We start from the raw sequence: 11966 nt of genomic DNA on the forward strand, positions 1-11966 counted from the left end.
GATGTTCGTGATAAGGGGAAGATATGGTCGAGCCGACGGGTATCCGAGACAAGACAGACTGAAGCAAGCGGGAAGAGGTTCTGCTAGGACGAATTTTGTTGGCCACAGTCTGTGGTTTTCAAAAATGCCGACCATTGCTTCTAAAATTTGCGGCCCACGGTCTGGTGGCTGGTTAGGAGACTTGCACATAAAATTTGTTCTCCGTGAGTTGATCGGAGCATTTCACGCGGGACCGTCTGACAATCAGGCAGGTAGACTTGCCAATTTTTGGCAGGGTACTCGTGAAACCAAGCTAAATTCGCGGCAAAAATAGCCCATTGCGTGCGCATTTGACCGGAGTCAGACGTTACATAACGATTTTTATTGAATTTAAAGCTAAAAATTATGGGATTTCGGCCATAACCGGGCTATTTTTGATTCTGAGCAAAGTTACCGGTTTTTTAGCAAAAATATCAAGAATGGTATAAATCGTCTCAGACGGCAAAAATAAGGTTGTTCATCTGTACCTTTTCGTTAAAAAGCGGTATAATATAAGAGAAGAAAATTAAGGGGTGAAATTGTGAAAAAAGAAGTTTTCATTGAGACGCCCTACATGACTTTGGGCCAGATGCTCAAAGAAGAATCCGTTATCAGTACGGGCGGCCAAGCCAAATGGTATTTGCGGGAAAACACCGTAAACGTTAATGACGAGCCAGATAATCGGCGGGGCCGCAAGCTGTATCCAGGCGATACGGTGGAAGTACCTGAGGTAGGATTATTTTTTATACGCTCAAAGCAGGGTGAATAATGTATTTGCAAGAGTTGCAGTTGCAGCATTTTCGCAACTACCCGACTGCTGATCTGCAGCTGGGCAAGGGCATCAACGTTTTGTTGGGAGAAAATGCGCAGGGCAAGACCAATCTATTAGAGGCCATTTACGTGTTGGCGCTGACGCGCAGCCACCGGACGGCTAACGACCATGATTTGGTCAACTGGCAAGCCAAAACGGCGAAGGTCAGTGGCCGCGTGGTCAAAGCTGCCGGGTCGGTACCGTTGGAGCTGACTTTTTCGCGACAGGGAAAACGCGCCAAGGTAAATCACCTGGAGCAGGCCCGCTTGTCCCAGTACGTGGGTCAGCTCAACGTGATTCTATTTGCGCCGGAAGACCTGGCCATTGTTAAGGGGGCGCCATCCGTGCGTCGCCGGTTCATGGACATGGAATTCGGTCAAATGAATCCCCGTTACCTCTACAACTTGAGTCAGTACCGCACGTTGTTAAAACAACGAAATCGCTACCTAAAGGATCTCCAGCACAAGCAAAAAAAGGACCTCCTTTTTTTGTCGGTGTTATCGGATCAATTGGCGGCGTATGGGGCTGAAATCATCGCGCAACGCTTGACCATGCTGCACAAGTTGGAGCATTGGGCCCAGGCGATTCATGCGGAGATTTCACAGCAACGTGAGGAATTGACGTTTCATTACGCCACACAGGTACCTGACGACCAGTTAACGGACGCCAAGACCATCTGTGCCGCGTTAACGGCACTTTACGCTAAGCAACGCGATAAGGAGCTTTACCAGGGGACAACGCTGGTGGGGCCGCATCGTGATGACTTGCATTTTCAGGTCAACGGCAAGAACGTTCAAACGTTCGGGTCGCAGGGCCAGCAGCGCACCACTGCGCTTAGTGTCAAGCTCGCTGAGATTGATTTGATGAAGGAAGAGACCGGGGAATACCCCGTGTTGCTTCTGGATGATGTGCTCTCTGAACTAGATGATGCCCGGCAGACCCACTTGCTGACGGCAATTCAGGATAAAGTCCAAACGTTTATTACCACCACCAGTTTGAGCGGTATCACCCGCCAACTGATTAAGGACCCAACCATTTTTCACGTGGCTGATGGGACCGTGGTGGCCGACGCGTCGCCAGATAACGACGCAGCAACAAAGGAGGATTAGGCAGTGGCTGATTACGAACATGAAACCAAAGCAGAACAGGCGAAGGAATACGATGCCAGCCAAATTCAAGTCTTAGAGGGCTTGGAAGCGGTTCGTAAGCGTCCCGGGATGTACATTGGCTCGACCAGCGCCCAAGGCCTGCACCATTTGGTCTGGGAAATTGTGGATAACGGGATTGATGAAGCCTTAGCGGGCTTTGCCAACGAAATCCACGTGACGGTCAACAAGGACAACAGTATTACCGTGACCGATAATGGCCGGGGGATTCCAATCGATATTCAAAAAAAGACCGGGAAACCAGCGTTAGAAACGGTTTTCACTATCTTGCATGCCGGTGGTAAATTCGGCGGTGGCGGGTACAAGGTCTCCGGTGGTCTGCATGGGGTCGGGGCTTCCGTCGTGAACGCCCTGTCAACTGAACTGGATGCCCAAGTTATTCGTGGCGGCAAGAAGTACGGGATGACCTTTAACCGGGGCCACGTGGTCTCTCCAATGAAGGTGCTCGAAGAGGGCTTGCCCGAAGAACAACACGGCACGATCGTTCACTTCCTGCCAGACCCAGATATCTTCCGGGAAACGACGACGTTTGATATCAAGACGTTGCGGACCCGGATCCGGGAACTGGCTTTCTTAAACAAGGGCTTACGCATCACCATCCGTGATGAACGTCCGGAAACGCCAACCGAAGACGATTTCCTCTATGAAGGTGGGATTCGCCACTACGTTGACTATTTAAACGAAAACAAAGAAACCCTGTTCGAACCCCCAATTTACGTTGAAGGGGAAGAAAACGGGATTACGGTTGAAGTGGCCTTACAATACACTGATGATTACCACAACAACCTGTTAACCTTTACCAACAACATCCACACCTACGAAGGTGGGACCCATGAAGAAGGGTTCAAGCGTGCTTTGACGCGGGTCGTGAACGATTACGCCCGGCAAAACAAGCTGATGAAGGACAACGAACCTAACCTGACCGGGGATGACGTCCGGGAAGGCTTGACCGCCGTGGTTTCCGTGAAACATCCGGATCCCCAATTTGAAGGTCAAACCAAGACCAAGTTAGGGAACTCAGATGCCCGGACCGCCGTGGATCACACGTTTGCTGACCACTTCATGCGTTTCTTAATGGAACACCCTGACGTGGCCCGCAAGGTCGTGGACAAGGGGACGCTGGCGTCTAAAGCCCGCGTTGCCGCTAAGCGTGCTCGAGAAGTTACCCGGAAGAAGAGTGGGTTGGAAATTTCTAACTTGCCTGGGAAATTGGCCGATAACACGTCCAAGGACCCGTCTATTTCCGAACTGTTCATTGTCGAAGGGGATTCCGCCGGTGGTTCTGCTAAGCAGGGTCGTTCGCGGTTGACTCAAGCTATCCTGCCAATTCGGGGGAAGATTTTGAACGTGGAAAAGGCCTCAATGGACCGGATTCTGGCTAACGAAGAAATTCGTTCGCTGTTTACCGCCATGGGGACCGGCTTTGGTAACGATTTTGACGTGTCTAAAGCAAACTATCACAAACTAATTCTCATGACCGATGCCGATGTCGATGGCGCCCATATCCGGACGCTCCTGCTGACGCTGGTCTACCGCTACATGCGGCCATTGCTGGATGCCGGTTACGTTTACATTGCTTGTCCACCGCTATACCGGGTGCGTCAAGGGAAGATGCAGCGTTACCTGGACAGCGACGATGAATTGAAAGAATTGCTGGGGCAGTTACCACCAGCACCAAAGCCTCAAATTCAACGGTACAAAGGGTTAGGGGAAATGGATGCCGAACAACTTTGGGATACCACGATGAACCCTGACAACCGACGGCTCTTGCGGGTTGACGCCGATGACGCCATCAACGCAGACCAAGTCTTTAGCATGCTGATGGGGGACAAGGTTGCTCCCCGGCGTGAATTCATTGAAGACAATGCCACCTTTGCTGAGTTGGATGTTTAGGCAGTGTTAGGCAAGAACGGAGGGTAAAAATTTGGCTGATGATCAAGATTATTTAGGTCGGATTACCGACGTTGACCTTTCACAAACCATGCGAACATCCTTCTTGGATTACGCAATGAGTGTGATTGTTCAACGGGCGTTACCGGACGTGCGGGATGGCTTGAAGCCAGTCCACCGCCGGATTTTATACGATATGCATGAACTGGGGATTACGCCCGACAAGCCATTCCGGAAATCTGCCCGGATGGTCGGGGATGTCCTTGGGAAATACCATCCACATGGTGATTCCGCCGTGTACGAATCCATGGTCCGGATGGCGCAGGACTTCTCATACCGGTACATGTTAGTCGATGGGCATGGGAACTTTGGGTCTGTCGATGGTGATGGGGCCGCTGCCATGCGGTATACCGAAGCACGCCTGAGCAAAATTGCGATGGAAATGCTGCGGGACATCAACAAGGATACGATTGACTTTCAAGATAACTACGATGGGTCCGAACGGGAACCCGTTGTCTTACCATCACGGTTTCCAAACCTCTTAGTTAACGGGGCTTCTGGGATCGCCGTGGGGATGGCAACGAACATTCCGCCGCACAACCTGACCGAAGTTATTAGTGCCCTGCACATTTTGATGGACAACCCAGATGCCAGCTTGGCTGACTTGATGGAGGCCTTACCTGGTCCCGATTTCCCAACTGGTGGGATTGTGATGGGGAAAGCTGCCATTCGCCGGGCTTACGAGACCGGGAAGGGCACCATTACGCTGCGGGCCAAGGTCGATATCGAAGAAGAAAAGAACGGCAAGCAACGGATCGTGGCCACGGAAATTCCGTACATGGTCAACAAGGCTAAGCTGATTGAACGAATCGCTGAATTGGCCCGGGACAAGCGAATCGAAGGCATCACGGATGTCAACGATGAAACCGACCGGACTGGGATGCGTATCGTGATTGATGTTCGCCGCGATGCCAGTGCTGAAGTCATTTTGAACAACCTGTACAAGATGACCTTGATGCAGACCTCATTTGGAATCAACATGCTGGCCATTGTTAACGGGGCACCCAAGGTATTGGGCCTAAAGGCTATTTTGCAATACTACTTGGAATTCCAACTGGAAGTTATTCGGCGGCGGACGCAGTTTGAGCTGCGCAAAGCTGAGGCCCGGGCCCACATCCTGGAAGGGTTGCGGATCGCCCTGGACCACATCGATGCCATCATCACGATCATTCGGCAATCACAAACGGCCGAGGTCGCTAAGAATGAATTGATGACGCGTTACAGCCTGTCAGATAAGCAATCACAAGCCATTTTGGACATGCGGTTGGTTCGTCTGACCGGTTTGGAACGAGAAAAGGTCGAGAAGGAATACAATGATGTCATGGCAGCTATCAAGGACGACAAGGAAATCTTGGCCTCCAAGGAACGCCAACAAGCCATCATTTACCAAGAATTACTCGATATTCAAAACAAGTTTGGGGATGCTCGTCGGACTGAATTAATGGTCGGTGAAGTCCTTAGCTTGGAAGACGAAGACTTGATTGCTGAAGAGGACGTCGTGGTTTCTTTGACCCACAACGGCTACATCAAGCGTCTGCCAACGTCTGAATTCAAGGCCCAAAACCGTGGAGGTAAAGGGGTTCAAGGCATGGGCGTGCACGATGATGATTTCATCGAGCACTTAGTCGCAACGTCGACCCACGACATGCTGTTGTTCTTTACCAACACCGGGAAGGTCTACCGGATGAAGGGGTACGAAATCCCTGAATACGGGCGGACAGCCAAGGGGATTCCGGTCATCAACCTGCTCGGCATCAACACCGACGAGCACGTTCAGGCCGTGATCAACGTGGCTAACCCTGGGAACAACGGCCAACGCGACCTGTTCTTTACCACTGTGCAAGGAACGGTTAAGCGGACGCCAGTTGATGAATTTGCCAACATCCGCAGCAATGGGCTGAAGGCCATCAACTTAAAGGAAAACGATGAACTGATCGACGTCGACATCATTGATGCCGCAGCCAACATGATCATCGGGACCCATTTGGGTTATGCTGTCAGCTTTGCCGCGCAGGACGTCCGTTCCATGGGGCGTTCCGCTACCGGGGTTCGCGGGATTCGTTTACGCGAGAACGATTACGTTATTGGTGCCAGCGTCCTCAAGCCGGACAGCCACGTGTTTGTCATTTCCGAAAAGGGTTATGGGAAGCAAACGGCCGCCAGCGAATACCCAATCAAGGGTCGGGGCGGTAAAGGAATCAAGACCGTGAACGTGACCGCCAAGAACGGTCCGTTAGCCGGGTTGACCACCTTGGATGGTGACGAAGACCTGATGTTAGTGACCAACAAGGGCGTCATGATCCGCTTTAGCGGGGCTGACGTTTCTGAAACGGGTCGGGCAACCTTAGGGGTTCACCTGATTCGCTTGGCCGATGACACGGCCGTTGCGACCATGGCGAAGGTTGCCAAGGAAGACGAGTCGACTGACGATGATGCCACGACTGCCGGCGAGACCACTGCACCAGCTGAGGATTCAGCTAGTGACGCGGCCACTACGCCAGTTACAGGCGATGGTCAGGCAACGACGCCGGATTCCGACGCACCAGAAGCCTAATTAAAGTGTTTTTTAGAGAGCTCTGCCAATTTGGTGGAGCTTTTTTTGTCGTTATGGCTTGCGGGTAATTCGAGTTGGCTATTTGTATGCATCTAACCAATTGTTAGCAGAAGTAGTTAATCTATTTAGTTAGTATCTATAGAAAATAAAAGGCTTAACTATCGCTTATATATCAGCAATCTGATATTAAATATTTAAATAATTGTATATGGTTTAATCTGTTTACTTTCTCTTGCCGATTTGGTATCTTAGCCTTAACGAAACTTGACGGAAATTAGACTGGAGGAGAATCATGACGTTTGAAATGGTTGGGAGCTACTTACAAAGATGTCGGCAACAACGGGGACTGGCGTTGACCGCCCTGGCGACGCGACTGTGTCCGTTAAATGTGTTGGCAGCCATCGAACAGGGGCAGCAAACCCCAAGTGTGGCGCAGCTGACGCAACTCTACCGGCAACTGGGTATCGTGCGTAATCAGCCGTTGCCACAGAGCTACCCCATTCAGCGTCTGCCGACGTTTAGTCAGCAACTGCAGTCTTGGTGGCAAAACCAGAAATACAGCGAGCTGGTCGCTAATATCGCCGCTGGTGACGTGCTCCACCGCTTGACGACGGATACGGATCGGCAGGCCGTGCTGTATTACTACGGCCGGTCACTAGCCATCATTGGGGATGTCGAGGCGGCCGAGCTCCATTTGCGCGCGGGCTTGATGTTCATGACGCCCCAGCACCCTAAGCAATACCGTTCATTAGACTTGTTGTTGATGGCTGCGGAAAATGCAGTGAGCGTGCAGATCAGTCAGACGCCCAATTTTGATGGATTCGAACGGGCGTGGACCATCATGCAACAGAAACGGGTACTGGACAATCCGGCTAATTTGCCAGCCGTTTATTATCAGTATGCCCAGAGTCTGTTACAGTGCAACGCACCCGCTGAGGCCAGTCGCGTGCTCCGGGAAGGTATTCAGTGGAGTCAGGAGCAGCGACTAGCTTATTTGCTGCCGGACAGCTACTTGCTGTTGGCGTTGGCTTTGAAGATGGTGCCTGGTCGAGTGGAAGCGGAATTATCATAGGCTGAGCGCAACGGGATGGTTACGCCGAGTGAGGTAAACGTCCCATTGCTGGTGCATGCGAGACGTTCCGTCCTGGCAGTTGCAAATTAATTGAAAAAATTTCAAAAATAAAAAAACATTTGGTCTTCTTTTACGGAGTTAACCTATGTAACGTAAGCAACCACCCATCGGTCGGCCCCGATTTGCTTAAGATTGCATTCTATGCTATACTACTAGCTTGTGAGTATCTGGCTTACGCTAGTGTCTCTCCTTGCTCCCACATTGCAGTGGGGGCCTGAAGTCCATAAGGAGGTGTAACATTCATGGAAACTACTAAATACGAAATCACCTACATCATTCGTCCAGATCTTGACGATGCCGCTAAAACCGCTCTGGTTGAACGCTTCGACAAGTTACTGACTGACAACGGTGCAGAATTGATCAACTCGAAAGACTGGTCAAAGCGTCGGTTCGCATACGAAATTGGTGGCTTTAACGAAGGTATCTACCACGTTATCACGTTAAACGCTACTGATGACGCAGCTTTAAACGAATTCGACCGTTTAGCTAAGATCAACGACAGCATCTTACGTCACATGATCGTTAAGCGCGAAGATTAATTTAAACTTTAACTATTGAGAGGAGTTATTCAGCAATGATCAACCGAGTAGTACTTACTGGCCGACTGACACGGGATGTTGACTTACGTTATACCCAAGGCGGTGCTGCTGTTGCCACCTTTACGCTGGCTGTTGATCGGCGGTTCACCAACAAATCTGGTGAACGGGAAGCTGATTTCGTAAGTTGCGTCATCTGGCGCAAGTCCGCGGAAAACTTTGCTAACTTCTTCCACAAGGGTTCCCTTGTCGGAATTGAAGGGCGCATCCAGACCCGGAATTACGAAAATCAACAAGGCCAACGTGTTTACGTGACTGAAGTTGTTGTCGAGGACTTTTCATTCCTTGAACCGCGTTCTCGTAACGCCAACAACGACGGTGGTAACTACAATGGTGGTTCTGCGAATAATGCTCCTCAGCAAAATCAGAATCAAAATGCCAACCCGTACACGAGTGGGAACACAGCTCCGGCTGCCCCAACTCAAAATACGAACCCGAACCCGGTTAACAACAATCAGGGGAACGCTGGGAACAATAACTCAGCCGATCCGTTTGCGAACTCCGGCGATTCAATTGACATTTCTGATGATGATTTACCGTTCTAAACACTAATTATCGAGGAGGGAATTCCACATGGCAGGACAACGTCGTGGCGGCCGTCGCCGTCGGAAGGTTGACTTTATTGCAGCCAACCACATCGAATACATTGATTACAAAGACACTGACTTATTACGTCGGTTTATCTCCGAACGAGGCAAGATTTTACCTCGTCGGGTTACTGGCACTAGTGCCAAGAACCAACGTAAGTTAACCATCGCTATCAAGCGTTCACGGATTATGGGCTTAATGCCTTTCGTCAGTGAAGAAGGTTAATTAAAACCGAAATGAGACTAACTACAGAGATGTGGTTGGTCTTTTTTTTAACTAATTTAGGTTGAGAAGCAAAGCTACAGTCTCTAGGATAGATAATTAAATCACGGAAAGTCGCAAAATGAGCCTCATACTTTAATAGTCGTTGAATAGGGCGTGGAGAAAGCCTATAATCATTAATTGTTTCAGGGGATAAACGATTAGTTGAAATGGGACGAATATTAAAAGAAGCTAGGCAGGGGATAGAGTGAAAAGAGTATGGGCACATGTGGGTAAGCTGAACGCAATTACCCGCGAGCAATTTAAGGATTATACCAAGTGGTTTAGGGCTTTGTCATATATTTCTGGACCGGTTACAACAATCGCCATCTTGTCATTTCTCATGCCTTTTCCGTTCAATGACATGTTCTTTGTATTAATGACAATCTACTATATTCTTTTCGTCGGAACCTTTTTCGTTGAGAGTATCATTCATGGAATCAGGTACTGTTACAATCAGCGAGGGCATAAGTAGACTGAAAATCATGCACAGCGGAACGGGATGAATCTGATTCCGCTACTGGGGCATGATTTTTTGTTGAGGAACACCTTTTATGCGAAAGGTTTCTTTTCGGCGTCCAGGCGTTACTTAATCTTTATGTCTAACAGGTAAAAGTTACAATGTAAATAGGTAACAATCTGCCCAATCCTGCTAATTCATGCTAAAATGGCGGGTATGAGGAGATGATGTACATGAAACAACGGGGATTTAAATTAGGTGTGAGTTTGGCATTAGTCGGGTTAGGCATCAGTCAGCCGGCCACGGCCCACGCGAAGAGTTGGTTAAGTGGGACCACAACGCATCAGTTACTGACGCAGCCCAATGGGGACGCCAATTCACCGAGTCTGTATGCGACCAGTGTGACGACGAAAAAAGCCTATATGTGGAATTTAAAACACACGAAGAAAATTCATAATCTGAACAACTATCCGAAGACGTCTTGGTATTTGGTTGGCAAGGTTACCAAACCGGGGAAGGGCGTTTACTACCAGGTTACGACCTATGACAAGAAGATTAAGGGGCTGGTTTGGAACAAGTACCTGACGGCCTATAGCCAGAAGACACCACGGAACTTCAAGAGCGCTGCGGCGTATACGAAATTCATTCAGACCGATCCGTCACAAAAACTCACGCGAGCGATTCTGAAAGTCTTTCCCAACGTTCCGTTAGATTTCCAGTTGTCTAAGTACACGGCAACGCGCTTTGATTCATTCCCAACCAGCATTAGTGGCTACAAGAATATTGTACCCGTTAGCACGTTCTCGCTGGATCCAAGTGACTTCAAGAACATTCAAGGGTATACCGATGAGTTTAACCTAGAATTTAGTAACAAGCTGTACTGGTACTGGCAAGTTACCTACGGCCAACCGGTCGCGGGTCGCGTTGCGAAACTGCAAGAGGCCTTAGCCAGTCAGGGGTGGACCGCCGAAAAAATCGCCAGCCTTGATAGTAGTTGGCGACTAGGCGTTTGCCTCGTTGAAAATGGTCAGATTGCGTTAGTTTTGGCACAAACGACTAAATAAAATCAAAAAAGCAATGCCTCAGCGTGAGGGGTCGAATCCTTCGCTGAGGCATTGCTTTTCTGTTGCCTAAAATTCCCGATGGCCGCCTAAGTAGACTTGTTTGTCGGCTTGTTTGACGTTGGCCGTGTCCGCCAGTGGATCAGCTTTTAAGACCTGGAAATCAGCAAACTTGCCCACTTCTAGTGTGCCGTATTCCTGGTCGACGCCCAGCAGTGCCGCCGAGTTCAAACTCGAGCACTGGTAGGCCTGCGCTGGGGTCATGCCCACGCGCGTTAACAGGCCAAACTCGTCTGGTGTTAGGTCAAAACCATTGAAGGGGGTGCCGGCGTCGGTCCCACAGGTGAATTTGACACCGAGCTCGAAGGCCCGTTTCAAATTCACGTAGGTATCGTCCAAGGCGTCGGCACATTTCTTCACTTCCCAGTCCGGAAGCACGCCCTTACCGAAGGCGGGAATCGTCCATTCGGCAATGAGGGTGGGCGTGAGGTAGGTGCCCTGCTTAATCATTTGCCGAGCCTCATCCGCCGTCACGTAGAAACCGTGCTCGATGGAATCGACGCCGGCGTCCAGGGCGTTTTGAATCCCCGGGTTGCCTTCCGCGTGGGCAGCAACTAACCGGCGCTTGTGATGCGCCTCTTCAACGGCCGCGTGCATTTCCGCCACGGAGAGTTGGGGATCCTCCATGAAGTCATTGGGCGTCATAACACCGCCAGTCGCCATGACCTTGACCGTTTCCGCACCGGCCTTGAAGGCTTGACGGACAGCCTTGCGCATTTCATCGGGAGAATCGACTAGGTAGGCGGCGTGGGGCGCATCCCCGTGGCCCCCGGTCATAGAGAAGGCGCGGCCGGATGTCAACATGTGCGGGGTATGTGGCAGGAGTCCCTGTTGTTGCAGGCGCTTGAGCTTGACGTCGGAGTCGTAGGTCGTCCCACACTGCCGCACGTAGGTGACCCCAGACTTGAGGAGCGTTTGTAAATTTTCGTAGGCGAAGACGGCGACCTCGGACTCGGAGTGACCGAACTGGCCACTGAAGGAGTCGGGGCTCAGGGTCACGTGGGTGTGGACGTTGAAGAAGCCGGGCATCACGTATTGGCCGCCCAAGTCGACCTGGTCATCAGCGGCAGCCGGTGTACCTTGGCCGCGGTCGACTAATTTGTGCGTGTCATTATCAACGGTGAACCAGGCATCAGGCACGTTATGGTCGTTGGTACCGTCGAATAGGGTGAAGTTGTGGAAAGTAGTTTTGGTCATAGAAATTCCTCCTGAGATTTAAAGTACGTTTGTTGTGGGTTACATAGCTGTTTACCTAATTAGAAAAATAAGATTACGGGTTAAGCCAGTATCGGCCCCGGAAACAGGGCTA

General features: G+C 50.4%; 10 protein-coding genes. 9 read left to right on the top strand and 1 reads right to left on the bottom strand.

All coding sequences use genetic code 11. The features are described 5' to 3' along the window. Positions 1-559: 559 nt before the first annotated feature. The 9 genes from yaaA (at position 560) to EKM84_RS06570 (ending at position 10600) form a co-directional block, all read left to right on the top strand. Complete coding sequence (yaaA, locus tag EKM84_RS06530; RefSeq protein ID WP_125764917.1) at positions 560-787, top strand: S4 domain-containing protein YaaA; 228 nt, start codon at positions 560-562, stop codon at positions 785-787. Further along, a complete protein-coding gene (gene recF / locus EKM84_RS06535; protein WP_125764919.1) occupies positions 787-1938 on the top strand; it encodes a DNA replication/repair protein RecF in 1152 nt (383 codons plus the stop codon). Before yaaA ends, recF begins: the two co-directional genes overlap by 1 nt. A 3-nt stretch (positions 1939-1941) precedes the next feature. Then, entirely contained in the window at positions 1942-3888 is a 1947-nt protein-coding gene (gene gyrB / locus EKM84_RS06540; RefSeq protein ID WP_125764921.1) for a DNA topoisomerase (ATP-hydrolyzing) subunit B, read from the top strand. A gap of 88 nt (positions 3889-3976) precedes the next feature. Then, the gene (gene gyrA / locus EKM84_RS06545; protein ID WP_125765056.1) at positions 3977-6499 is read left to right on the top strand and encodes a DNA gyrase subunit A; all 2523 of its coding nucleotides are present in this window, start codon (positions 3977-3979) and stop codon (positions 6497-6499) included. 292 nt (positions 6500-6791) lie between these two features. After that, positions 6792-7571, top strand: a complete 780-nt coding sequence (locus tag EKM84_RS06550) for a helix-turn-helix domain-containing protein (RefSeq protein ID WP_125764922.1) — start codon at positions 6792-6794, stop codon at positions 7569-7571. 302 nt (positions 7572-7873) lie between these two features. Next, on the top strand, positions 7874-8170 hold the full coding sequence (rpsF, locus tag EKM84_RS06555; RefSeq protein ID WP_125764924.1) for a 30S ribosomal protein S6: 297 nt from the start codon (positions 7874-7876) through the stop codon (positions 8168-8170). Positions 8171-8205: 35 nt separating this feature from the next. Continuing rightward, positions 8206-8772, top strand: a complete 567-nt coding sequence (gene ssb / locus EKM84_RS06560; RefSeq protein ID WP_125764926.1) for a single-stranded DNA-binding protein — start codon at positions 8206-8208, stop codon at positions 8770-8772. Between the two features lie 28 nt (positions 8773-8800). Continuing rightward, positions 8801-9040, top strand: a complete 240-nt coding sequence (gene rpsR, locus EKM84_RS06565; protein ID WP_048733694.1) for a 30S ribosomal protein S18 — start codon at positions 8801-8803, stop codon at positions 9038-9040. A gap of 729 nt (positions 9041-9769) precedes the next feature. Beyond that, positions 9770-10600, top strand: coding sequence for a hypothetical protein (locus EKM84_RS06570; RefSeq protein ID WP_125764928.1), 831 nt, complete (start codon positions 9770-9772; stop codon positions 10598-10600). A gap of 66 nt (positions 10601-10666) precedes the next feature. Here EKM84_RS06570 and EKM84_RS06575 read toward each other — a convergent pair whose 3' ends face one another. After that, on the bottom strand, positions 10667-11854 hold the full coding sequence (locus tag EKM84_RS06575) for a metal-dependent hydrolase family protein (RefSeq protein WP_125764930.1): 1188 nt from the start codon (positions 11852-11854) through the stop codon (positions 10667-10669). Positions 11855-11966: the final 112 nt, after the last annotated feature.

The sequence above is a fragment of the Levilactobacillus mulengensis genome (assembly GCF_003946045.1).
Taxonomy (GTDB): domain Bacteria; phylum Bacillota; class Bacilli; order Lactobacillales; family Lactobacillaceae; genus Levilactobacillus; species Levilactobacillus mulengensis.

What these genes read in the sequence shown, in the direction of transcription:
- EKM84_RS06570 (WP_125764928.1), top strand. Translation starts at nt 9,770, where the DNA reads ATGAAACAACGGGGATTTAAATTAGGTGTGAGTTTGGCATTAGTCGGG.
- gyrA (WP_125765056.1), top strand. Translation starts at nt 3,977, where the DNA reads ATGCGAACATCCTTCTTGGATTACGCAATGAGTGTGATTGTTCAACGG.
- EKM84_RS06575 (WP_125764930.1), bottom strand. Translation starts at nt 11,854, where the DNA reads ATGACCAAAACTACTTTCCACAACTTCACCCTATTCGACGGTACCAAC.
- rpsR (WP_048733694.1), top strand. Translation starts at nt 8,801, where the DNA reads ATGGCAGGACAACGTCGTGGCGGCCGTCGCCGTCGGAAGGTTGACTTT.
- recF (WP_125764919.1), top strand. Translation starts at nt 787, where the DNA reads ATGTATTTGCAAGAGTTGCAGTTGCAGCATTTTCGCAACTACCCGACT.
- rpsF (WP_125764924.1), top strand. Translation starts at nt 7,874, where the DNA reads ATGGAAACTACTAAATACGAAATCACCTACATCATTCGTCCAGATCTT.
- EKM84_RS06550 (WP_125764922.1), top strand. Translation starts at nt 6,792, where the DNA reads ATGACGTTTGAAATGGTTGGGAGCTACTTACAAAGATGTCGGCAACAA.
- ssb (WP_125764926.1), top strand. Translation starts at nt 8,206, where the DNA reads ATGATCAACCGAGTAGTACTTACTGGCCGACTGACACGGGATGTTGAC.